This is a genomic window from Glycomyces salinus (assembly GCF_016428645.1).
Taxonomy (GTDB): Bacteria; Actinomycetota; Actinomycetes; order Mycobacteriales; family Micromonosporaceae; genus Glycomyces; species Glycomyces salinus.
Window position 1 is genome coordinate 1 of sequence record NZ_JAELXW010000015.1, and the last position, 21,790, is coordinate 21,790.

18 protein-coding genes and 2 pseudogenes are annotated in these 21,790 nt (G+C 70.2%); 11 read left to right on the forward strand and 9 right to left on the reverse strand.

The features are described from left to right. Positions 1–71 precede the first annotated feature (71 nt). Positions 72–1,337: a M18 family aminopeptidase gene (locus JFB92_RS05955; RefSeq protein WP_233162458.1), complete on the reverse strand. Its 1,266-nt coding sequence runs from the start codon at positions 1,335–1,337 to the stop codon at positions 72–74. 49 nt (positions 1,338–1,386) lie between these two features. Here JFB92_RS05955 and folP point away from each other — a divergent pair, with 49 nt between their 5' ends. Further along, the gene (gene folP, locus JFB92_RS05960) at positions 1,387–2,253 is read left to right on the forward strand and encodes a dihydropteroate synthase (protein ID WP_199035915.1); all 867 of its coding nucleotides are present in this window, start codon (positions 1,387–1,389) and stop codon (positions 2,251–2,253) included. A gap of 12 nt (positions 2,254–2,265) precedes the next feature. Here folP and JFB92_RS05965 read toward each other — a convergent pair whose 3' ends face one another. From JFB92_RS05965 to dapE, 3 genes are all read right to left on the reverse strand, one after another. Then, positions 2,266–2,877 (reverse strand): Uma2 family endonuclease, encoded by a 612-nt coding sequence (locus tag JFB92_RS05965; protein WP_199035917.1) that lies wholly within the window; start codon positions 2,875–2,877, stop codon positions 2,266–2,268. Positions 2,878–3,042: 165 nt separating this feature from the next. Next, on the reverse strand, positions 3,043–3,729 hold the full coding sequence (locus tag JFB92_RS05970) for an LOG family protein (protein WP_199035918.1): 687 nt from the start codon (positions 3,727–3,729) through the stop codon (positions 3,043–3,045). Next, positions 3,726–4,829, reverse strand: a complete 1,104-nt coding sequence (gene dapE / locus JFB92_RS05975) for a succinyl-diaminopimelate desuccinylase (RefSeq protein WP_199035920.1) — start codon at positions 4,827–4,829, stop codon at positions 3,726–3,728. The genes JFB92_RS05970 and dapE overlap by 4 nt, the downstream gene beginning before the upstream one ends. Positions 4,830–4,902: 73 nt before the next feature. Here dapE and JFB92_RS26860 point away from each other — a divergent pair. The 4 genes and pseudogenes from JFB92_RS26860 to JFB92_RS05990 all read left to right on the forward strand — a co-directional run. Next, positions 4,903–5,019: pseudogene (locus tag JFB92_RS26860) on the forward strand (helix-turn-helix domain-containing protein); the annotation flags it as partial. A gap of 53 nt (positions 5,020–5,072) precedes the next feature. Continuing rightward, positions 5,073–5,240, forward strand: a pseudogene (locus tag JFB92_RS26865) (transposase); the annotation flags it as partial. A 36-nt stretch (positions 5,241–5,276) separates the two neighbouring features. Further along, positions 5,277–6,206, forward strand: a complete 930-nt coding sequence (locus JFB92_RS05985) for a DapH/DapD/GlmU-related protein (protein ID WP_307789035.1) — start codon at positions 5,277–5,279, stop codon at positions 6,204–6,206. Positions 6,207–6,312: 106 nt separating this feature from the next. Continuing rightward, positions 6,313–6,681, forward strand: a complete 369-nt coding sequence (locus tag JFB92_RS05990) for a YbjQ family protein (RefSeq protein WP_199035931.1) — start codon at positions 6,313–6,315, stop codon at positions 6,679–6,681. Here the strand turns inward: JFB92_RS05990 and JFB92_RS05995 are convergent. Further along, positions 6,671–7,810 carry an Mrp/NBP35 family ATP-binding protein gene (locus tag JFB92_RS05995; protein ID WP_199035933.1) on the reverse strand — a complete coding sequence of 380 codons (1,140 nt, stop codon included), beginning with the start codon at positions 7,808–7,810 and terminating at the stop codon, positions 6,671–6,673. The two genes, JFB92_RS05990 and JFB92_RS05995, sit on opposite strands and share 11 nt — an antisense overlap. Before the next feature lie 87 nt (positions 7,811–7,897). Between JFB92_RS05995 and JFB92_RS06000 the strand changes: the two genes are divergently transcribed. Then, on the forward strand, positions 7,898–8,737 hold the full coding sequence (locus JFB92_RS06000) for a PhzF family phenazine biosynthesis protein (RefSeq protein WP_199035935.1): 840 nt from the start codon (positions 7,898–7,900) through the stop codon (positions 8,735–8,737). Between the two features lie 10 nt (positions 8,738–8,747). Here JFB92_RS06000 and amrA read toward each other — a convergent pair whose 3' ends face one another. Next, positions 8,748–9,344 carry an AmmeMemoRadiSam system protein A gene (amrA, locus tag JFB92_RS06005; protein ID WP_199035937.1) on the reverse strand — a complete coding sequence of 199 codons (597 nt, stop codon included), beginning with the start codon at positions 9,342–9,344 and terminating at the stop codon, positions 8,748–8,750. 118 nt (positions 9,345–9,462) lie between these two features. Here amrA and JFB92_RS06010 point away from each other — a divergent pair, with 118 nt between their 5' ends. Next, complete coding sequence (locus tag JFB92_RS06010) at positions 9,463–10,353, forward strand: SDR family NAD(P)-dependent oxidoreductase (RefSeq protein WP_199035939.1); 891 nt, start codon at positions 9,463–9,465, stop codon at positions 10,351–10,353. Between the two features lie 43 nt (positions 10,354–10,396). After that, positions 10,397–11,047, forward strand: coding sequence for a vitamin K epoxide reductase family protein (locus JFB92_RS06015; protein ID WP_233162462.1), 651 nt, complete (start codon positions 10,397–10,399; stop codon positions 11,045–11,047). On the opposite strand, the gene JFB92_RS06020 is transcribed toward JFB92_RS06015, so the two are convergent. Beyond that, on the reverse strand, positions 11,044–11,466 hold the full coding sequence (locus JFB92_RS06020) for a hypothetical protein (protein WP_199035941.1): 423 nt from the start codon (positions 11,464–11,466) through the stop codon (positions 11,044–11,046). The genes JFB92_RS06015 and JFB92_RS06020 overlap by 4 nt on opposite strands. A 54-nt stretch (positions 11,467–11,520) precedes the next feature. Continuing rightward, the gene (cysC, locus tag JFB92_RS06025; protein ID WP_199035943.1) at positions 11,521–13,065 is read right to left on the reverse strand and encodes an adenylyl-sulfate kinase; all 1,545 of its coding nucleotides are present in this window, start codon (positions 13,063–13,065) and stop codon (positions 11,521–11,523) included. A gap of 339 nt (positions 13,066–13,404) precedes the next feature. Between cysC and ppc the strand changes: the two genes are divergently transcribed. Continuing rightward, positions 13,405–16,161, forward strand: coding sequence for a phosphoenolpyruvate carboxylase (gene ppc, locus JFB92_RS06030; RefSeq protein ID WP_199035945.1), 2,757 nt, complete (start codon positions 13,405–13,407; stop codon positions 16,159–16,161). A gap of 12 nt (positions 16,162–16,173) precedes the next feature. On the opposite strand, the gene JFB92_RS06035 is transcribed toward ppc, so the two are convergent. Next, positions 16,174–17,034: an arylamine N-acetyltransferase family protein gene (locus JFB92_RS06035; RefSeq protein ID WP_199035947.1), complete on the reverse strand. Its 861-nt coding sequence runs from the start codon at positions 17,032–17,034 to the stop codon at positions 16,174–16,176. Between the two features lie 138 nt (positions 17,035–17,172). Here JFB92_RS06035 and JFB92_RS06040 point away from each other — a divergent pair, with 138 nt between their 5' ends. After that, positions 17,173–18,018, forward strand: coding sequence for a metal-dependent hydrolase (locus JFB92_RS06040; RefSeq protein ID WP_199035949.1), 846 nt, complete (start codon positions 17,173–17,175; stop codon positions 18,016–18,018). Between the two features lie 83 nt (positions 18,019–18,101). After that, complete coding sequence (gene mfd, locus JFB92_RS06045; protein WP_199035950.1) at positions 18,102–21,761, forward strand: transcription-repair coupling factor; 3,660 nt, start codon at positions 18,102–18,104, stop codon at positions 21,759–21,761. Positions 21,762–21,790: the final 29 nt, after the last annotated feature.

The following is a 21,790-nucleotide window of genomic DNA, read 5'->3' on the forward strand; positions in this document are numbered from 1 at the left end:
ACCCATCCGTAGCCGGGCTGCTCCAGTGGCCCGCAAGCCGGAAATCTCCGTCCATTAGGGCGAAGAGGATGTCAATCGTGGGTATACAGACCCAGCGCCAGATCGGCCAGGTAATGCGGGTCGTCGGCGCCGCAGAGCTCCCGCGAGGAGTGCATCGACAGGATCGGCGCGCCGACGTCCACAGTGAGGATGCCCAGCTGGGTGCCCGAGAGCGGACCGATGGTGGTGCCGCCGGGGATGTCGTTGCGGTTGACGTTGAACTGCCACGGGATGCCGGCCTTCTCGGCGGAGCGGGTGAACACGGCCTGCTCCTCGGCGCCGGTCGCATAGCGCTGGTTGGCGCTGACCTTGATCATGGGCCCGCCGCCCGGGATCGGGCGGTGACCCGGCTCGTGCTTCTCGGGGAAGTTGGGGTGGATCGCGTTGCCGGTGTCGGCCGACATCATCCGGGACGAGGCGACGGCGCGTGCGTACCGCTCGTAGTCCTCGCCGAACATGCGGCGCAGCACCGTCTCCAGGAACGGGCCCTGGGCGGCCGAATAGGTCATCGAGCCGATCTCCTCGTAGTTGAAGGAGACGAACACCGGCACCTGCTCGGTGTCGTCGGCCGCGATGATCGCCTCCAGGCCCGCGTGCGTGCTCAGCAGGTTGTCCAGCCGCCAGGCGGCGAACAGCTCGTTGTCCTTGCCCAGGTAGGACGGCTTGTCGAGGGCCGAGGTGAACAGGTCGAAGCCGAGCACGTCGGCCGCGTCGACGCCCGCCTCGGCGGCCACGAACTCGAGGAACTCGCCGTCGCGGGGCTCGCCGAGGCCCCAGATCGGCGTCAGGTGCGACTGGGCGTTGAGGGCGCGGCCGTCGTTGGTGCCCCGGTCGAGGTGGATCGCCAGGCGCGGGATGCGCAGCAGCGGCCGGTCGACATCGACCAGGACCTCGGAGCGGTCGCGCATGACCAGCCGCCCGGCCACGCCGAGGTCGCGGTCCAGCCAGGTCTGGTGCGGGACCCCGCCGTAGACCTCGACGGCGACCTGCTTCCATCCGGCCGAGCCGGTGTCGGGCCGGGGCTTGACCTTGAAGGTGGGGGTGTCGGTGTGCGCGCCGAAGATGCGGAGCCCGGAGGCGTCCTCGTGCCGTTCGTCCATCCGCCAGGCGATGATGGAGCCGTCTCGGACCACGTAGTACGCGCCGAGGTCGGTCGGCCACCGCTCGGTCTCGTCGAGCCGCCGGAACCCGGCCTTCTCCAAGCGCGCGCCCGCGACGGCGCAGGCGTGGTAGGGCGTGGGGGAGAGGCGGATGAACTCGGCGAGGTCGTCGGTGTGGGACCGGTCGAACCGCGGCATCAGGGCTCCTTCACTGGCGGAAATCGGGCGCGCCTGCCAGCATAGACGCATGCGCGAGTTGAAACTGGGGCGAAGGACGTTCGGTGAGGGCGACTACGCCGTGATGGCCATCCTCAACCGCACGCCCGACTCGTTCTACGACGCCGGGTCCACCTTCGAGTTCGACGCGGCGATGACGGCGGCCGCCGCCGCGGTCGCGAACGGTGCCGACATCCTCGACATCGGCGGCGTCAAGGCCGGGGACGAGGGCCCCGAGGTCACCGTGGATGAGGAGATCGAGCGGGTCGTCCCGTTCGTGGAGGCGGTGCACGCCGCCCACCCCGAACTGGTCCTCTCGGTCGACACCTGGCGCGCCGAGGTCGCCCGGGAGGCGGTCGCCGTGGGCGCCGAGCTCATCAACGACACCTGGGCCGGCTGGGATCCGGGCGTGGAGAAGGTCGCGGCCGACACCGGCGCGGGCCTGGTCTGCTCGCACACCGGAGGGCTGGCCCCGCGGACCATCGCCGAGAAGGCCGTCTACGGGGACGTGGTCGCCGAGGTCGCCGCCGAACTGGTGGAGCGGGCCGAGGCGGCCGTGGAGGCGGGGGTCCGCGCCGACGGCATCCTCATCGACCCCACCCACGACTTCGGCAAGGCCACCCACCACTCGCTGGAGCTGACCCGCCGCCTCGACGAGCTCACCGGCACCGGCTGGCCGACCCTGGTGGCCCTGTCCCGCAAGGATTTCGTCGGCGAGACCCTGGATCTGCCGGTCGACCGCCGCCTCAACGGCACCCTTGCGGCCACCGCGATCTCGGCCTGGAACGGCGCCAGGGTCTTCCGCGCCCACGACGTGTCCGCGACCCGCGAAGTCCTCGACATGGTCGCCTCCATAAAAGGCCACCGCCCCCCGAAGAACCCCCGCCGCAGCCTGTAAGCCGCGTTGGGATCAGCCCTTGGGCTGTCTCGACTTGAATTCGGCGGTATCCAGCTTGCCGAACGGCTTCGGCAAAGCCAGTTCAGTCCCGAACTCGACTGTCTGGTGCAGCCTATAGGCCCCGGACCTGTCGGGCCGGTGGTAAACAGTGACCGTTCCGTCGCTTTCGAGGGGATCGATTACCAGGTAGATCGGTATGCCGGCTTTGGCGTAGCTGTCCAGTTTGAACGACCGGTCCCGTTCGCGAGTGGATGGTGAGGTGATCTCTGCGGCAAGCCGCACCTCGTCTGGCGGCAGGCGCCATTCCTCAGCGTTATCGATCGCTTCGTCAGGCACGACGAGCAAGTCCGGAATGGCGGCTTCATCTGTCGCGGGAAGCAGCACCGTTTGCGTGTTGATGATCTCCCATCCGAGGTCTTCCGTTACCGTGATGAGCTGTTTCGAAAGCTTGGCGTACAGACGGTTGTGCCTGGGCACCGGTGTAGGCGACAAGTAGATAGCTCCTCGCAGGATCTCCGCGCGAGAGCCAGGCGGCAATTCGAGGTTCTCCCAGGTCTCCCAGAGGAGATCTCGGTCGGACTTGCGCTTGGGCGATTCGGTTGCCACCATCGTCAGACCTCCCATGTCGGCCCCCTTCCTGATCTCTCGATTCGTTCATGACCAGGACGGATCGGCGCTTCCAGTATGCGGCAACACGGGAGGGCGCGCCACCGTCCCGGACAGTCCAACGATCGAGGGATGAAAAGGTGACAAATCTTAGTCGTTTTGTCGAGAAGCCGACAGAACGCCTCAGCGCTGCGGCTTCATGTGGGCGATGGCCTCGTCGAGGTCGTCGGTGACCAGCAGCAGGTCGACGTCCTCGCGGTTGATCTTGCCGTCGGCGGCCATCCGGCCGCGCAGCCAGTCGACCAGGCCGCCCCAGTACTCGGTGCCGATCAATGCGATCGGGAACCGGCCGACCTTCTGGGTCTGCACCAGCGTCAGCGACTCGAACAGCTCGTCCATCGTCCCGTAGCCGCCCGGCAGCGCGCAGAACCCGCACGAGTACTTCAGGAACATCACCTTGCGGACGAAGAAGTAGTGGAAGTCCAACTGGATGTCCACGTACGGGTTGATGCCCTGCTCGAAGGGCAGCTCGATGCCCAGGCCGATCGACTTCACCCCGGCCTCGGCCGCGCCCCGGTTGGCGGCCTCCATCGCGCCGGGGCCGCCGCCGGTGATCACGTTGTAGCCGGCCTCGCCGAGCCTGCGTCCCAGCTCGACGCCGAGTTTGTACTCCTCGGAGTCGACCTCCGTGCGAGCCGAGCCGTAGACGGCGACCGCGTCGTCCAGGTCGGCCTCCTCCAGCGTGTCGAAGCCCTCGACGAACTCGGCCTGGATCTTCATGACCCTCCAGGCGGCCTTCTGCTTCCACTCCTCGCGGTGGCGCAGGTCGAGCAGGTGCTCGTCGGCGGTGATGCGGCGCTTGACGGTCATGATTCCTCCAAATACGCTCTCAGCGCGTCGGCGCACGCGCGGATACGCGGCACTTCGACGTGTTCGTCCTGCTTGTGGGCGAGATTCGGGTCGCCCGGTCCGTAGTTGACCGCCGGGATGCCGAGGGTCGCGAAGCGGGCCACGTCGGTCCAGCCGAGCTTGGCGCGCACCTCGCCTCCGGCGGCGGCCACGAATTCGGCCGCCTCGGGCCGGTCCAGGCCCGGGCGGCAGGACGGGGCCGAGTCGGTGATCTCCACGTCGTAGCCGTCGAAGACCTCCCGGACGTGGGCCTCGGCGGCCTTCTCGTCGCGGTCGGGCGCGAAGCGGTAGTTGACGGTGACCGAGGCGGCGTCGGGGATGACGTTCCCGGCCACGCCGCCGTCGACGAACACCGCGTTCAGGCCCTCCCGGTAGGTGCAGCCGTCGACCTCGACCGTCCGGGCCTCGTATGCCCCCAGCCGCTCCAGGACCGGCGCGATCTTGTGGATGGCGTTGTCGCCCTTCCAGGAGCGCGCCGAATGGGCCCGCCGGCCGCTGGTGCCGATCCGCGCCCGCATCGTCCCCTGGCAGCCGGCCTCGACGTCGCCGTAGGTCGGCTCCAGCAGGATCGCGAAGTCGGCCTCCAACCAGTCGGGGCGGGACTTCGACAGCCGGTTGAGGCCGTTGCGGTCGGCCTCGATCTCCTCGCAGTCGTAGAACGCGAAGGAGAGGTCGAACCGGGGATTCGGCACCGCCAGCGCCGCCCACAGCGCCAGGGCCGTCCCGGACTTCATGTCCGAGGTTCCCAGGCCCCACATCAGGTCGCCGTCGTTGCGGGTGGGGAAGTTGTCGTTGACCGGGACGGTGTCGAGGTGCCCGGCCAGCATGACCCGCCGGTCCCGCCCGAGCTCGGTGCGGGCCACCAGGGTGTTGCCCTCGCGCCGCACACTCAGGTGAGCGGCCCCTTCGAGGGCCCGTTCGACGGCGTCGCAGATCTCCCGCTCCTCGCCCGAGACCGACTCGATGTCGCACAGCGCCCTGGTCAGCTCCACCGGATCGGCGAGTACTGCCTCACTCAAGACTGCCTGCAGAGCCCCGTGCGGCGCATCATTGTGTCTCATCCCACTCTTCTTCACCGGTCGATGATCGCATTGGCCGATCAGACTGTCACACCCTGTTCCTAGCCTTGTGCGCATGGGCACGCACCTGCGGTATTCCTACCGGGTGTATCCGACCGTGCCGCAACGCATGCAGGCTGCGCGGCTCTTCGGATGCTGCAGGGTCGTGTTCAATGACGCGATCGCGGCCCGAAGACGTGCTCATATCAAGGGGCTGTCCTATCCGCGAAGTGCGGAGTTGCAGAGGTGTTGCGTGGGGGAAAGACCATTGACAACCCGAGATTCTTCAAACGTCTCGAACGCCGCCTCGCGAAGGCGCAACGCGCGCTTGCCCGCAAAGAGAAGGGATCGGCCAATCGGGAGAAGACTCGGATCAGGGTGGCGAAGATGCACGAGAGGACGGCCGACCGGAGAAGAGACTTCATTCCGCCGCGCCGATACGCTTATGGGGTGAGTGATTTCCTTATCGACGCAGCATGGGGTGCCGGAGTGGCGACGGTTGCCGCCGACGGCACCGTCCTCGACGTGTGGTTCTCCGAACTGGGCCTGGGCGAGGCCCCGGCCGATCTGGCCGCACCCGACGTGGACGCGCCCAATCCGACCGGGACCGTCTCGCGCGGAGTGAAGGTGACCGTCGGCTCCCTGGCCGAGGAGCCCGCCGACACCGCCGACGTCTACCTCCGACTCCATCTGCTCTCGCACCGTTTTGCGATTCCCCACACGGTGAACCTGTCGGGGATCTTCGGGCTGCTGCCCAACAACGCCTGGACCGACCACGGGCCGGTCCCGGCCGCCGACGTCAACGCCGCCCGCCTGGAGTTCCGCCGTTCGGGGCAGGCCCTCCAGGTCAAGTCCCTCGACAAGTTCCCGCCGATGGCCGACTACGTGACCCCCTCGGGCGTGCGCATCGCCGACGCCTCCCGGGTCCGCCTGGGCGCGCACCTGGCCGAGGGGACCACGGTCATGCACGAGGGCTTCGTGAACTTCAACGCCGGAACCCTCGGCAACTCGATGGTCGAGGGCCGCATCTCCGCCGGGGTCCTGGTCGGAGACGGCTCCGACATCGGCGGCGGGTCCTCGATCATGGGCACCCTCTCCGGCGGCGGCAAGGAGGTCATCTCGATCGGCGAGCGCTGCCTGCTGGGCGCCAATGCCGGCATCGGGATCTCCTTGGGCGACAACTGCGTCGTCGCCGCCGGCTGCTACGTCACCGCCGGATCGAAGGTGACCCTGCCCGACGGCGACGTGGTCAAGGCCGCGACCCTCTCGGGCAAGAAGAACCTCCAGTTCTGGACCAACACCCAGACCGGTGTGCTGGAGGTGCGCCCCCGCGAGGGCACCTGGGGAGAGCTGAACCAGGCGCTCCACGCCGCCCAGTAGCCTCCGATGTAGTACCCGGGTACCGCGCCTCGTGCTCCGGCACGAGGCGCGATCTCGTTCCGTGGTCCGACGCCCCCGGCCCGATGGAACGGATAACCTTTACCGCATGGTCCACGTAGGAGAATACGGCGCCGTCAACACTCCGGATGACGGCTTCCTCATCACCACCACGGAGAACATCCCCGGCCACGAGGTCTCCCAGGTCTACGGCGAGGTCTTCGGGCTGACCGTGCGAGCCCGCAACGTCGGTTCCGACATCGGCGCCGGACTCAAGTCGCTGGCGGGCGGCGAGCTCAAGGGCCTGACCAAGGCCCTGGTCATGGCGCGCGAGCAGGCCGTCCAGCGCATGATGGAGCAGGCCAAGACCGTCGGCGCGAACGCCGTGGTCATGATGCGGTTCGACGTCGGCGAGGCCCGCGGCATCGGGACCGAGGTCTGCGCCTACGGGACCGCCGTCACCGTCGTCAAGACGTAGGCGTCAGGCCCAGCTGCTTGCCCGCCAGGGAGACCTTGCGGACGGCCAGCTGGTCGGCCACCTGGATGATCGCCCGCGACGCGGGGGCGTCGGGGTCGGAGATCACCAGCGGCATGCCGGCGTCGGCGCCCTCGCGCAGTCGCGGGTCCAGAGGCACCTGGCCCAGCAGCGGCACCTCGGTGCCCACGTCCCGGGTCAGCGCCTCGGCCACGGTCTTGCCGCCGCCGGAACCGAACGGCTCCACGTGCGAGCCGTCGGGCAGCTCCATCCAGGACATGTTCTCGACCACGCCCGCCAGCTTCTGGTGGGTCTGGGTGACGATCGCCCCGGCCCGCTCGGCCACCTCCGCGGCGGCCTGCTGCGGGGTGGTCACCACCACCAGCTCGGCCGTCGGCAGCAGCTGGGCCACCGAGATCGCGATGTCGCCGGTCCCCGGCGGCAGGTCCAGCAGCAGCACGTCCAGCTCGCCCCAGTAGACGTCGGCCAGGAACTGCTGGAGCGCGCGGTGGAGCATCGGCCCGCGCCAGACCACGGCGGTGTTCCCCGGGGTGAACATCCCGATCGAGATGACCTTCATCCCGTGCGCCTGCGGCGGCATGATCATGTCCTCGACCTGCGTGGGCGAGCCCTCGACGCCGAGCATGCGCGGCACCGAGTGCCCGTAGATGTCGGCGTCGGCCACACCCACCGAGAGCCCCTTGGCGGCCAGAGCGGCGGCCAGGTTCACCGTCAGGGAGGACTTGCCGACCCCGCCCTTGCCGGAGGCGACAGCGAACACGCGGGTGCGCGACTCGGGCAGGTTGAACGGGATCACCGGCTCGGCGGCCTGCCCCGGGCCGCGCAGCTGGGTCTGGAGGTCCCGGCGCTGCTCCTCGGTCATGACCCCGAACTCGACCTCGACCGAGTCGACGCCGTCGAGGGCCTCGACCGCGGCGCGCACGTCCCCCTGGAGGGTCTCGCGCATCGGGCAGGCGGCCACGGTCAGCAGGATCTTGACGAGCATGCGGCCGCCGTCGACCTCGATGGCATCGACCATCCCCAGCTCGGTGATCGGCCGGCGGATCTCAGGGTCGTTCACGTGCGAGAGCGCCTCACGGGCGGCCTCGACGACAGCGGCGGTATCAGACATGACTCAATCGTAGCCACGCACATTCGAGCGGCAATGTGAGCGTAGGCTTACCGCCGCCCTCTCGAACCCGCGAGCTATACATGGCTCGTGCTTTCCTTCGAGATCATCGACGTCTTCACCGACCGCGCCTATGCCGGCAACCAGCTCGCCGTCGTCTACGACGGTCAGGACCTGACCGACGGGCAGATGCAGGCCATCGCTCAAGAGTTCGGCTACTCGGAGACCTCGTTCATCCTCCCGCCGACCGTCGACGGCGCCGACTACCGGGCCCGGATCTTCACCCCCGCGGAGGAGCTGCCCTTCGCCGGGCACCCCACGATCGGCTCGGCGCTGGCGGTCGTGCGTTCCGGTCGAGTGACAGAAAATACGGACAACGTCGTCCAAGAATGCGCGGCCGGACTCATGCAGGTCGCCGTCGACGGCGACACCGCCAAGCTCACCTCGACCGCGATCAGCGTCGGCGACCTGCTCGATCCCGCCCTCGCCGCCGCGGCCTGCAACCTGGACCCCTCCCGCGTCATCGGCAGGCCGCAGAACACCAGCGCCGGACTCGACCACAACTTCGTCCGCGTCTCCGACTCCGACGTCACGGCCGCCGCCGACGTCCCCGGCCTGATGTACAAGGTCTACCCGTTCAGCTTCGACCCCGAGACGAACGCCGTGCGCGCCCGGCTGTTCCACGAGGGCGTCGGCGAGGACCCCGCGACCGGCTCGGCCGCCGTCGCGCTCGGGGTCTACCTGGTCGAGCAGGGCCTGATCACCGGCGACGGCACCCATGCCTACGAGATCAGCCAGGGCGCCGAGATCGACCGCCCCTCCAAGCTCTACGGCGAGGTCGTCGTCTCCGGCGGCAAGGCCGTCTCGGCCTCGGTCACCGGCTCGGCCGTCCAGGTCGCCCGGGGCGAACTGGTCGCACTTCCCGACTAGCGGCCGCCGTTCAGGCCGTGAACGACTCGGTGGTGTAGCACTCGGCGATCAGGCCCTCGGGCCAGACCGCCCGGCGCAGGTCCGCGGTCCACAGCGACCGCGGCCACCCGCCCTTGCGCAGCAGGGCGGCCACGAACCGCTCGGGTTCGGCCAGCGCCTTCCACACCGAGGGCAGGAACGTCGCCCTCCGGCGCTGCCCGACCAGGGTGAGTCCGTCGGTGCCGGGCCGGAGCCGGTCGATCAGGCCGGCGAAGGAGTCGACTGCGAGCGGCTCGGACGGCGAGATGAGCGCGACGGTGATCGACAGGTCCGGCAGTTCCTCCCGGGAGACCGGCGGCAGGCGCGGGTCGCGCGCAGCCGCGCGCGCGTTGCGCACCACGTCGGCCGCCAAGGGCCGCTGCGGGGTCAACGATCCGATGCAGCCGCGCAGCTCGCCCTCGCGTTCGAGGGTCACGAACGTGGCGGCCGGTTCGGCCAGAGGCGCGGACGCCTCCGGTCCGGCCAGGTTCGCGACGAGGTCTTCGGCCGCGGCCGGTTCGGGCTCGAACCCGGTCGCGACCGCGGCGCGGGCCAGCGCCGTCAGGGTCGTGCCCAGTGAAGCCTCCATCCCTCGATAGTGACACGCGGACACACGCACTGCGATGCGGCCGCCGTGGCGATGTTCACCGCCGTAGGCGAGCACGGCGGTGCTGTGTTTCGTCATCTTCTCGTGAGAGACTGCCCCCATGAACTCTCCGCGCCCCAGGCAAGCGCCCCAGGACCGTGACGGCGACCTGGCCGAGGTGATCGACCTGCCCGCGAACGACATCGCCGATGCGGGCCGGCCTCAGCTCGCCCGCATCCAGGAACTCGACTCCCTCGCAGGCAAGGTCGCGCTGGTGACCGGTGCCGGCGCCACCGACGGCATCGGCTTCGCCATCGCCACCCGGCTGCGGCTGCTCGGCGCGGCGGTCGCGGTCGTCTCGACCACCAAGCGGATCCACGAGCGCGCCGGCGAGATCGACGCGGTCGGCTTCGTCGCCGACCTGACCGACGAGGCCGAGGTCGGCGGGCTCGGCGACGCCGTGGTCGACAGCGTCGGCGAGGTCGACATCCTGATCAACAACGCGGGGCTGACCTCCAAGTCCGATCCGGCGGTCGTCAAGCCGGTCGCCCAGCTGTCCTATGCGGACTGGAAGGCCGAGATCGCGCGCAACCTCGACACGTCCTTCCTGGTCTCCCGAGTCTTCGTGCAGGGCATGGCCGAACGCGGCTGGGGCCGCATCGTCAACATCGCCGCGGCCATCGGCGTGGTCAACGCCGTCCCGGCCGAGGCCGCATACGCCGCCGCCAAGGCCGGGGTGACCGGCCTGACCAAGGCCCTGGCCACCGAGGTCGTCGCCGACGGCGTCACCGTCAACGCCGTCGCCCCCGGCCTGATCCGAACCGGATCGTCCACCGTCAACGAGCTGCAGCGGGGACTGGACGGGCCGCTCGGGCGTCCCGGCACGCCCGAGGAGGTCGCCGCGGCCGCGGCGTTCTTCTGCGCCCCATCGGCCTCGTTCGTGACCGGTCAGACCCTGGTGGTCGACGGCGGCGCGGGAATCCGCGCCTTAGGGCACGAGCCGGGGCGATAGTCCGCAACTCCCTTTGAGGTGTGGTCGTTACATTGGCATGGCGATGACTGAGACACAGACACGGACGGCGGGCATGGACGAGACGTTCGGCGAGACCGCGCGGGAGCACAGAGGACGGTTCATCACCGGAGCGGTGCTGCTCCTCGGCGGCCTGGTCGGGCTCGCGGCCTCCTTCGACCTCAGCTACGAGCGGGTCGCGAGCCTCATCGACCCCGAGCACGCGATCTCCTGCGACTTCAACCCGGTCCTGTCGTGCGGGACGGTGATGGACACCTGGCAGGCGTCGGTGCTCGGCTTCCCGAACCCGCTGGTGGGGCTCGTGACGTTCCCGCTGGTGGTGTTCATGGGCGTGCTGCTGCTCTCGCGGGTCGAGCTGCCGCGGTGGATGATGCTGACGTTCAACCTCGGCACGCTCGCCGGACTGGCCGCCGTGACCTGGCTGATCTTCCAGTCGGCCTACCGCATCGGCGTGCTGTGCCCGTGGTGCATGGCCGTGTGGGCGGTCGTCATCCCGATCTTCTGGTTCACCACCGTGAACAATCTTCGGAACGGGGTGATCCGGATCGGCGAGGACTGGCGCGGCCCGGTCGACGACCTGCTGCGTTTCCACTGGGTCGGGCTGATCGTCCTCTACGGCGCGGTGGTCACCGTCGTCGGCACCGAGTTCTGGGACTACTGGTCGACCCTGCTTTAGGAGACCTTCTGGCCGTTGACCGGGACCTCCAGCACTTCCGGCCAGGTCCGGCGCGCCAGCGCCAGGAACACGTCGGCGCCGATCCGGTCGGCCAGGGGCGCCGACAGCAGCAGTCGGTAGACGTGCCTGGAGTTGACCAGGATGAACGTGTCGAAGGCGATGTCGCTCTCGGTGAGGTGGGCGTTGAGCCACGTGCCCGAGCGGTGCTCCCAGTAGAACAGGTCCACCGGGTCGTAGAGCTCCTGCGCCCGGTCGAATTCGGTGGTCTCGATGTATTCGGCGAACGCGCCGGTCAACTCGGGCGTCCGCGGGCGCTTCCTGGCCAGCAGCGAGGCCAGGTGGCCGCTGTCGAGCCCGGCGGTCAGCGAGACCTCCAACCGGGTGCGGCCGACGGACGTGGGCCGAGAAGCGGTTTCCACCTGATAGACGTCCGAGGCGAACCTGAGGTTGCCTCGGGTCGGCGGCGATATGCCTCAGTTGAGTCTGATGCCCGTCGGTTCCAGCCAGCCGCCTTCGGAGAGGTACTCCAGGACCTGTTCGACGGCCTCGCCGACGGTCATCTCGGAGGTGTCGATCGTCAGCTCGGCGGCCGGTGGCTCCTCGTAGGGGTCGGAGATCCCGGTGAACTCGGGGATCTGGCCCGACCGGGCCTTGGCGTACAGGCCCTTGCGGTCGCGCGCCTCGCACACCTCCAGCGGCGTGTTGACGTGCACCAGCACGAAGTCGGCGCCGGCGGCCTCGGCCATGCGGCGGGCCTGGGCCCGGTCGGCCTCGTACGGGGCGATCGGGGCGGCCATCCCGATGCCGCCGTGGCGGGCGACCTCGGCGGCCACGAACCCGATCCGGCGGATGTTCATCGACCGGTCGGCCTTGGAGAAGCCGAGCCCGGACGACAGCAGCCGCCGCACGACGTCGCCGTCGAACATCGACACCGTCCGGGTGCCGTCCTCCAGCAGCGACTCGTGGACGCCGCGGGAGATAGTGGACTTGCCCGAGCCGGACAGGCCGGTGAAGAACAGCACCAGGCCCCGGTGCCGCCGCGGCGGGCGGGCCCGCCGCAGCTCGGCGGCCACGCTCGGCGGAGTGTGCCACTCCGGGAGCCCGAAGCCGCGGTCGAGCATGTCGGCTATCTCGGGTTCGGACAGCGCGGCGCGCCTGAACGGCGGCTCGATGTCCTCGACCGGCCGCCACTGGCCGTCGCGGGTGTCGTAGGCCAGCTCGCGGGGGACCATCGAGCGGATGCCGTCGCCTCCGCCGAGCCCGTCGGGGCCGGTCATGATGTGGGTCGCGCCGTAGGCGGTGGCGACCTTCGCCGTCAGCAGCCCGTCGCGGACGCGGTCGCCGCGCTTGGACAGCGGCACGGTCAGCACCGTCGCGGTCGGCAGCCGGTCCTTGGCGGCCAGGACGCTGCGCACCAGCGCGGCCGTCGGCAGCCGCAGCGCCGGGTGGCCGCTGGTCTCGTCACCGGTGGGGATCATCACCAGCACGTGCGCGGCCAGGTTGTGCGCGGCGCGGGCCAGCTGCGCCAGCTGGGGCCGGTGCAGGGGCCGGTCGGCCACCAGCGCCAGCACCCGGTCCTTGGCGTAGGTGGTCCGGGCCTGCTCGGGGGTGGCGCGCAGGCCGATGAACACCCCGTGCGCGGCGTCGGCGATGCGCCGCACCGGTCCGCCCACGCGCACCATGTCGGGGCCGAGCGGGTCCAGCGAGTGGCACTCGACCGCGGCGACCGGAGCGCCCTCGGGGTCGGTGATTCGCAGCACCCGCCGTTTCGGGTCGGGGTCGTCCAGGAGTTCGGCTACGGTCACCGGGACGTCCAGGGTCACCGGCACCGGCCAGGAGGACCCGTCGGGGAGCGTGCCGGTCCTGGTGACGTGCCTGGCGTCGGCCTCGCTCATGAAGCCCCGCAGCGGCGCGTACGCGCCGTACAGCAGGAGCTCGAGGTCCGCCAGCTCGTGGGGCAGTGGGGTGTGGCTCGGAGCCTCGGCGAGGACCTCGTCGGGCAGTACCCAGTCAGACATCGTCGGTCGCGATCCCTTCGCAGTGAGCGGACGGCCAGGCGGCTAGCGGATCCAATGGTGGCACCAGGGTATGTCACGCCCTGTGGGCGCGCCCCACCCGCAGTCCCCGGTTCTCGTCCCGCATCTCGGAAGCGAACGGTGGCGCTCGCATTACCGGTAAGTTACGCTGGCACCGCTCGATTGCGGCTCCGCAAGCGTCGCCGAGGTGCTCTTTCACGGCTCCGCGGGCGTCGCCTGTCGTGCCCCAACAGATGCGAGTAGTGCAGCAGTGACCGCGGACATCGGCGTCGGCGTGAGCGGCCCTATCGGGTTTGCCCAATCCACCCAATGGAGAACTCCATGGACTACTTCGAGACCTCTCGCGAAGCGGACGAAAAGCAGCTTCGCCGCGACATCCGCCGGCTCGGCAACCTCCTCGGACAGACCCTGGTCCGCCAGGAGGGCCCCCAGCTGCTCGAACTGGTGGAGGAAGTCAGGGGCCTGGTCAGGGATCAGCCCGAGGCCGTGGCCGCGCGGCTGGCGAAACTGGACGTGTCCGAGGAGGTCGACCTCGCCCGCGCCTTCGCCACCTACTTCAACCTCGCCAACATCACCGAGCAGGTCCACCGCGCCCGCGACATGCGCCGCACCCGCGCCGAGCAGGGCGGCTGGCTGGCTCAGGCCCGCGCCGAGATCACCCTCGAGAACGTCCCGACCGAGCAGATCGCGGCCGCCGCCGAGCGCCTGGAGGTCCGCCCCGTCTTCACCGCCCACCCCACCGAGGCGTCCCGCCGCTCGATCCTCACCAAGCTGCGCGGCATCGCCGACCTGCTCGACCAGGAGGCCGCCGAGCAGGCCGTGCTCGGCTCGGCCGACGTCGACTCGGTCAACGCCCGCCTGGCCGAGATCGTCGACCTGCTGTGGCAGACCGACGAACTGCGCGTCGAGAAGCCCGAGCCGACCGACGAGGCCCGCAACGCGATCTACTACCTGACCGACCTGTACCGCGACGCCGCCCAGCGGGTCCTGACCGACCTCAACGCGACCCTGACCGACCTGGGCGGCTCGCCCCGGCCCGGCTCGGCGCCGCTGAAGTTCGGCACCTGGATCGGCGGCGACCGGGACGGCAACCCGTTCGTCACCCCCGAGGTCACCCGGCAGGTGCTGCTCATGCAGCACGAGCACGGCATCGCCGCCGCCGAGGGCGCGGTGGCCATGCTGATCAACGAGCTGTCGGTCTCCCAGGCGGTGCGCCCGGCCACCCAGGAGCTGCTCGACTCGGTCGCGACCGACCTGGAGAACCTCGACAAGATCCCGGCCCGGTACAAGCGCATCCACGCCGAGGAGCCCTACCGGCTCAAGGCCCGCGCCATCGAGGCCAAGCTCGCCAACACCCGCAACCGGCACGCCGAGGGCATGCCGCACCGGCCCGGCATCGACTACGCCGACGGTCGCGAGCTGCTGGCCGACCTCCAGATCATGCGCGACTCGCTGTCCCGCCAGCGCGGCCAGCTCGCCGCCAAGGGCGTGCTCGACCGCGTCATCCGCACCGTCGCCGCCTTCGGCCTCCAACTGGCCACGATGGACGTGCGCGAGCACTCCGAGGCCCACCACGCGGTCCTCGGCGAGCTCTACGACGCCTCCGGGGAGCTCGACAAGCCCTACGCCGAGCTGACCTCCGCCGAGCGCGAGGATCTGCTCGCCCGGGAACTGTCGGGCCGCCGCCCGCTCGCCCCGCACGACGTCGACCTGAGCGCGACCAACCGCAAGACCTTCGACGTGTTCGGCGCCATCAAGGACGCCCAGCAGCAGTTCGGCAACGCGATCGTGGAGTCCTACATCATCTCGATGACCCACGAGCCGGCCGACGTGCTGGCCCCGGCGATCCTGGCCCGCGACGCCGGGCTGCTGGACGTCGCCCGCGGCCGGGCCGACATCGGCTTCGTGCCGCTCCTGGAGGAGGTCCAGGAGCTGGCCGGCGCCGACACGCTGCTCGACCGCCTGCTGAGCATGCCGGCCTACCGGGCGCTCGTCGCCGCCCGCGGCGACGTGCAGGAGGTCATGCTCGGCTACTCCGACTCCAACAAGGACGCCGGCATCACCGCCAGCCAGTGGAACATCCAGGCCGCCCAGCGCAAACTGCGCGACGTGGCCGCCAAGCACGGGGTGCGGCTGCGGTTCTTCCACGGCCGCGGCGGCACCACCGGCCGCGGCGGCGGCCCCACCCACGAGGCGATCCTCGCCCAGCCCTCGGGCACCCTCGACGGCGCGATCAAGATCACCGAGCAGGGCGAGGTGCTCTCCGACAAGTACACCCTGCCCGCGCTCGCCCGCGAGAACCTCGAGCTGACCGTGGCCGCTTCCCTCAAGGCCACTCTGCTGCACACCGAGCCGCGCCACCAGCCCGAGGTGCTCGGCCGCTGGTTCGACGTGATGGACCAGACCTCCGAGGCCGCCAAGGCCGCCTACCGGGACCTGACCGGCCGCAAGGGCCTGTCGGACTACTTCTGGGCCGTCAGCCCCACCGAGCTGCTCGGAGCGCTCAACATCGGCTCGCGTCCGGCCAAGCGCCCCAACACCGAGGCCGGGCTCGGGGGCCTGCGAGCCATCCCGTGGGTGTTCGGCTGGACCCAGTCGCGGCAGATCGTGCCCGGCTGGTTCGGCGTCGGCTCCGGGCTGACCGCCGCGCGCGAGGCGGGCCTGGGCGATGACATCGCCGAGATGTACGGCAAGTGGCACTTCTTCCGCAACTTCATCTCCAACGTGGAGATGACGCTGGCCAAGACCGACCTGGACATCGCCGCCCAGTACGTGTCCACCCTGGTCCCGGCCGAGCTGAGGCCGATCTTCGACGTCATCCGCGCCGAGCACGACAAGACCGTCGCCGAGGTGCTGGCCCTGACCGGCGGGGACGAGCTCCTGAGCGCCAACCCGCAGCTGGCCCGCACCCTGGAGGTCCGCGACCGCTACCTGGCGCCGCTGCACCACCTCCAGATCTCGCTGCTCAAGCGCTACCGGTCCGAGGGCGGGCCCGACGGCGAGATCGACCCGCAGCTCAAGCGGGCCCTGCTGATCACCGTCAACGGGATCGCCGCGGGCCTGCGCAACACCGGCTGAGGCGGTCCGTCGTCAGTTGGCCGAGCGGGCCTTCTCGGTCTGCTCGGCCAGGTACCGCTTGTGCTGCTCCCCGGCACGCTCCCACAGCACGGCGATCTCGTCCTCGGACAGGTTCAGACCGAATTCGCCGGTCAGGAACGAGGCGAAACGGTCCCGGTCGGGGGCGGTCTCGCTGGTCTTGCCGTCGGACAGGGCCGGGTCGTAGACGATCCGGGTGAGAGCGCGCAGCACGGTGATCCGGTCGGGGCCGGGCCGCTGCACGGTCATGGTCTTGACGAACCCCGACTCCGGCGAGGTCTGCAACTCGCGGCACTTCGGCTCGAATTCCTCGACCCGCCTGGGGGACAAGTCGAAGTCGAAGGTCAGGTCCTGCACGCGGGGGTCGATCGCGCAGCGCCACAGGTGGTCGTCGAGGCGGCGCAGGCTGAAGTTGAACGAGCCGACCCGCAGACCGCCCTCAGTCAGCGGCAGCGGGTCGTAGAAGCCGACGCCGAGCCCGGCGTCGGCCAGGAAGTCGCCCTGCCGCAGCCGGACCAGCAGCGGCATGTGGTTGAACCACTCCTTGTCTCCCCGGGCCGACCGGTCGACCGCGCCGCGCAGCCGCACGACCTCGAAGCCGAGCGCCTCCAGCGCGTGCGCCAGCGCGCCGTTCTGCTCGTAGCAGAAGCCGCCGCGCCGCCGCGCGACCAGTTTGTCGAACAGGGCGTCCCGCTCCAGCCGGATCGGTCTTCCCAAGTGGATGTCCAGGCTCTCGTAGGGGATCGCCTCGATGTGCGCGCGGTGGACCGCGGTCAGCGTCCGCAGGCTCGGGCGCCTGGGTGCGCGGAGCCTGATCCGCTCCAGGTAAGCGTCGAGCTGGACTGAAGTGAACACCCTTCGACGGTAGCGCGTGAGGGTAACGGAAATGTCGCACTCCTCGGATAGCTTCGCGGGGGCGGCAGAGCCGTTGCGGCGGTATGGCATAGTCGCACCGTCCTCCCCCGAACCGCCCTTCTTAAGGAGACCCCCACTATGGTCATGGGCCCTACCCACGCCATGTCCGGCGCCGCCCTGTGGTTGGCCGGATCCGCCGTGGCCGACATCGCCTTCGGCATCGACCAGTCCTCGGCCGAGCTCGTCGTCGGCACCATCGCCGTCTCCGGCGCCGCCCTCTACCCCGACATCGACTGCGCCGGAAAGGTCACCGAGAACAAGGGCGGATCCACTGTGGCCCGGTCGTTCGGCGTCGCCTCGCTCCTGGTCGCCGAGGTCGTCGAGCGCCTCTGCTACTGGTTCTATCTGCTGACTAAGTCCAAGAAGGACAAGAAACGCAAGAACGGGCACAGGACCTTCACGCACACGGCCGTCCACGCCGGACTCATGGGCCTGGGTACGGGGTACCTCGCGGCCCAGTTCGGCAAGCCGGCCGTGATCGCGATCCTGTTCGTGCTGACCGGGCTGGCCGTGCGCGGGCTCCTGCCGTCCGCGGTCAACAAGAAGGGCTGGATCATCACCACCGGCGTGGCGCTGGCGGCCTCCTTCGGGATGTTCCGCCTGCTGCCCGAGGACCGCTCCTACTGGATCCTGGGCCTGGCGATGGGCCTGGGCTGCCTGATCCACATCCTCGGCGACATGGTGACCAAGATGGGCTCGCCGATGCTGTTCCCCATCCCGATCCAGAAGCGCCGCTGGTACGACCTGGGCCTGCCCAACGCCATCGCGCTGCGGGCCGGCGGCAAGGCCGAGCACCGGGTCCTGCTGCCCATCCTGACCGGCATCGTGGTCCTGGGCATGTTCTACAACCTGCCCGAGGTCCAGGCCATGATCTTCGGCGAGGCCGTCACCGAGTCCGCCGGGGACGCCGGAGGCGCGAGGTAGACTCGTTCGGTCGCCGGAACCGGGCCCCCGAGCCCGAATCCGGCCGCTCGTCGTGCCCGATTCACCGCGCAGGGAGTCCGCGAATGTCCGCTGGCCAGGTCCAAGCCCCACTCACTGAACTGCTCCAGGCCGCGGCGGGATCGGCGCGGTCGGCGGACGGCGGTGCGGGCACGGCCGCGAAGCTGGCCCGCGTCGCCGACCTGGCCGCCGGCTCCGAGCTGCCGGTGGACCTGGTCGCCGTCCCCGGGGCCCGTCCCCTCGCGATCGCCCAGGCGGCCGCGAACGCCCCCGGCCCGGTCCTGGCCGTCACCGCCACCAGCCGCGACGCCGAGGAGCTGGTCGAGTCGCTGGCCTCGTTCGTGCCCGAGGACGACATCGCCCTCTACCCGGCCTGGGAGACCCTCCCGCACGAGCGGCTCTCGCCGCGCTCGGACACGGTCGGCACGCGGCTGGAGCTGCTGCACCGCATCCACTCCGGCGACGTCCCCGACATCATCGTCACCCCCGTCCGCGGTGCCCTGCAACCCCAGCTCAAGGGCCTGGGCGCCCTGGAGCCGATCCGGTTGCGGCGCGGCGACGAGACCGACCTGACCGAGGTGTCCGAACGCCTCCTCGGCCTGGCCTACGAGCGGGTCGACCTGGTCGAGAAGCGCGGCGAGTTCGCCGTGCGCGGCGGCATCCTCGACGTCTTCCCGCCCACCGCCCAGCACCCGCTGCGGCTGGAGTTCTTCGGCGACGAGGTCGACGCCATCCGCGAGTTCTCCGTGGCCGACCAGCGGTCCCTGGACGAGGCCGACGGCCTCGTGGCCGTCGCCTGCCGCGAGCTGCTGCTGACCCCCGAGGTCCGCGAGAAGGCCGCCGAACTGGCCGAGACCCACCCGGGCCTGGCCGAGATGTGCGCCAAGCTCGGCGAGGGCATCCCGGTCGAGGGCATGGAGTCGCTCATGCCGGTCCTGGTCGGCGCCGACCGGCTCGAGCTGTTCAGCCAGACCCTTCCGGCCCGGACCCTCGTGATCGCCATCGAGCCCGAGCGAATCCGCGCCCGGGCGGTCGACCTGGTGGCGACCTCGAACGAGTTCCTGGCCGCCTCCTGGGAGGCCGCCGCGGCCGGGGCCGAGGCGCCGGTGGACCTGGGCGCCGGCATCTTCCGGGAGCTCGCCGACGCCAGGAGGACAACGATATCCAGCGGGCAGCGGTGGTGGACGATCTCCCCGTTCGCCGCGGTCCCCGAGAACGACCCGATGTCCGCCGAACTGGCCGCCATCACCGGAGAGGGCCCTAGCCAAATTTACGGCCCCGCAGGCGTCGCCGAGGGCGGCGACGTCTCCGACGACTCGGTCACCGTCGACCTGGGCATCACCGAGACCCCGCGGTACCACGGGGACGCGAACCGGCTGACCGCCGACCTGAAGTCCTGGACCCAGTCCGGCAAGGCCGTCGCCGTCGTCTACCCCGCCCTCGGAGGAGCCGAACGGGCCGCCGAGCAGCTGCGCGGCGCCGGAATCGGCGCCCACCTGGCCGAGCGGCCCGAGACCCTGCCGCCCGGCGAAGTGACCGCATGCGTCGGCACCCTGGCGATCGGGTTCGACGCGGACGAGGTCGTCGCGGTGACCGCCTCCGACATCGCCGGAGGCAAGGCCCTGGCCGCCCAGCGCCCCCGCAAGGGCAAGGCCGTCAAGCGCCGCGGCCAGGTCGACCCGCTCGAACTCAAGGCCGGAGACTACGTCGTCCACGACGCCCACGGCGTCGGCAAGTACATCGAGATGGTGCGGCGCAACATCGGCGGCGCCGAACGCGAGTACCTGGTGATCGAGTACGCCGCCTCCAAACGCGGCCATCCCGGTGACCGCCTCTTCGTGCCGACCGACGCGCTCGACCAGCTGACGCGCTACGTCGGCGGCGAACAGCCGACCGTCCACAAGCTCGGCGGCACCGACTGGCAGAAGACCAAGCGCCGCGCCCGCAAGGCGGTGCGCGAGATCGCCGCCGAGCTGATCCAGCTGTACGCGGCCAGGCAGGCCGCCGAGGGCCACGCGTTCGCGCAGGACTCGCCGTGGCAGCGCGAACTCGAGGACTCCTTCCCCTACATCGAGACCCCCGACCAGCTCTCGGCGATCATCGACACCAAGCAGGACATGGAGTCCCGGGTCCCGATGGACCGCCTGGTGATGGGCGACGTGGGCTACGGGAAGACCGAAGTCGCCGTCCGCGCCGCGTTCAAGGCCGTGCAGGACGGCAAGCAGGTGGCGGTCCTGGTCCCGACGACGCTGCTGGCGAGCCAGCACTACGGTACGTTCGTCGAGCGCATGGGCCAGTTCCCAGTCCGCGTCAAGCAGCTCTCGCGCTTCCAGTCGGCCCGCGAGGCGGCCGACATCCAGCGGGGCATCGCCGCCGGCGACATCGACATCCTCATCGGCACCCACCGGCTCCTCCAGGCCGAGACGCGGTTCAAGGACCTGGGCCTGATCGTCGTGGACGAGGAGCAGCGGTTCGGCGTGGAGCACAAGGAGAAGCTCAAGGCCCTGCGCGCCTCGGTCGACGTGCTGACGATGTCGGCGACCCCGATCCCGCGCACCCTGGAGATGGCAGTGACCGGCATCCGCGAGATGTCCACGATCGCCACCCCGCCCGAGGAGCGCCACCCGGTCCTGACCTACGTGGGCGCCTGGGAGTCCAAGCAGGTGGCCGCCGCGATCCGCCGCGAGCTCCTGCGCGACGGCCAGGTCTTCTACCTGCACAACCGGGTCGAGTCGATCGACCGGGCGGCGACCAGGCTGCGCGAGCTCGTCCCCGAGGCCAGGGTGGCCGTCGCCCACGGCAAGATGGGCGAGGGCCAGCTCGAGCAGATCATGCAGGGCTTCTGGGAAGGGGAGTTCGACGTTCTCGTCTCCACCACCATCATCGAGTCCGGCATCGACATTCCGAACGCCAACACCCTGATCGTCGAGCGCGCCGACATGCTCGGCCTCTCGCAGCTCCACCAGATCCGGGGCCGCGTCGGCCGCAGCCGCGACCGCGCCTACGCCTACTTCCTGTACCCGCCCGAGGCGCCCCTGTCCGAGACCGCCCACGAGCGGCTCGCCACGATCGCCCAGCACGCCGAGCTCGGCGCGGGCATGTACGTGGCCATGAAGGACCTGGAGATCCGCGGCGCGGGCAACCTCCTGGGCGCCGAGCAGTCGGGCCACATCGCCGACGTGGGCTTCGACCTGTACCTCCGCATGGTCGGCGAGGCGGTCACGGCCTTCAAGGGCGGCGGCGAGGAGCCGCCTGCCCCGGTCAAGGTCGAACTGCCGCTGGATGCGAACATCCCCTTCGACTACATCGAGGTCGAACGGCTCCGCCTGGAGATGTACCGCAAGGTCTCCGAGGTCCACGACGAGGCCGAGCTCGAAGAGGTCCGCGAGGAGATGGAGGACCGCTACGGCCCGGCCCCCGAGCAGGTGGACAATCTCTTCCACCTGGCGAGGTTCCGCCTTCTGGCCCGCCGCCACGGCCTGTCGGACATCGCCCTCCAGGGCAAGAACCTCCGTCTCTCCCCGGTGGACCTGCCCGACTCCAAGCAGACCCGCCTGCAACGGCACTACCCGGAGGCGCGCTACAAGGCCCCGGCCAACCTCATCAGCCTCCCCCGCCCGACCACCGCGAAAATCGGAGGCACCCCCCTGGAGGGCCTGGCCCTCCTCCAATGGTGCACCAACCTCATCAACGACATAATCCCCGAATCGCAATCGGTGAGCTGACGCGTTGGGCGGTGCGTCCACGCGTCGCT

What these genes read in the sequence shown, in the direction of transcription:
- JFB92_RS05955 (WP_233162458.1), bottom strand. Translation starts at nt 1,337, where the DNA reads ATGCCGCGGTTCGACCGGTCCCACACCGACGACCTCGCCGAGTTCATC.
- folP (WP_199035915.1), top strand. Translation starts at nt 1,387, where the DNA reads ATGCGCGAGTTGAAACTGGGGCGAAGGACGTTCGGTGAGGGCGACTAC.
- JFB92_RS05965 (WP_199035917.1), bottom strand. Translation starts at nt 2,877, where the DNA reads ATGGGAGGTCTGACGATGGTGGCAACCGAATCGCCCAAGCGCAAGTCC.
- JFB92_RS05970 (WP_199035918.1), bottom strand. Translation starts at nt 3,729, where the DNA reads ATGACCGTCAAGCGCCGCATCACCGCCGACGAGCACCTGCTCGACCTG.
- dapE (WP_199035920.1), bottom strand. Translation starts at nt 4,829, where the DNA reads ATGAGACACAATGATGCGCCGCACGGGGCTCTGCAGGCAGTCTTGAGT.
- JFB92_RS05990 (WP_199035931.1), top strand. Translation starts at nt 6,313, where the DNA reads ATGGTCCACGTAGGAGAATACGGCGCCGTCAACACTCCGGATGACGGC.
- JFB92_RS05995 (WP_199035933.1), bottom strand. Translation starts at nt 7,810, where the DNA reads ATGTCTGATACCGCCGCTGTCGTCGAGGCCGCCCGTGAGGCGCTCTCG.
- amrA (WP_199035937.1), bottom strand. Translation starts at nt 9,344, where the DNA reads ATGGAGGCTTCACTGGGCACGACCCTGACGGCGCTGGCCCGCGCCGCG.
- JFB92_RS06010 (WP_199035939.1), top strand. Translation starts at nt 9,463, where the DNA reads ATGAACTCTCCGCGCCCCAGGCAAGCGCCCCAGGACCGTGACGGCGAC.
- JFB92_RS06015 (WP_233162462.1), top strand. Translation starts at nt 10,397, where the DNA reads ATGACTGAGACACAGACACGGACGGCGGGCATGGACGAGACGTTCGGC.
- cysC (WP_199035943.1), bottom strand. Translation starts at nt 13,065, where the DNA reads ATGTCTGACTGGGTACTGCCCGACGAGGTCCTCGCCGAGGCTCCGAGC.
- ppc (WP_199035945.1), top strand. Translation starts at nt 13,405, where the DNA reads ATGGACTACTTCGAGACCTCTCGCGAAGCGGACGAAAAGCAGCTTCGC.
- JFB92_RS06040 (WP_199035949.1), top strand. Translation starts at nt 17,173, where the DNA reads ATGGTCATGGGCCCTACCCACGCCATGTCCGGCGCCGCCCTGTGGTTG.
- mfd (WP_199035950.1), top strand. Translation starts at nt 18,102, where the DNA reads ATGTCCGCTGGCCAGGTCCAAGCCCCACTCACTGAACTGCTCCAGGCC.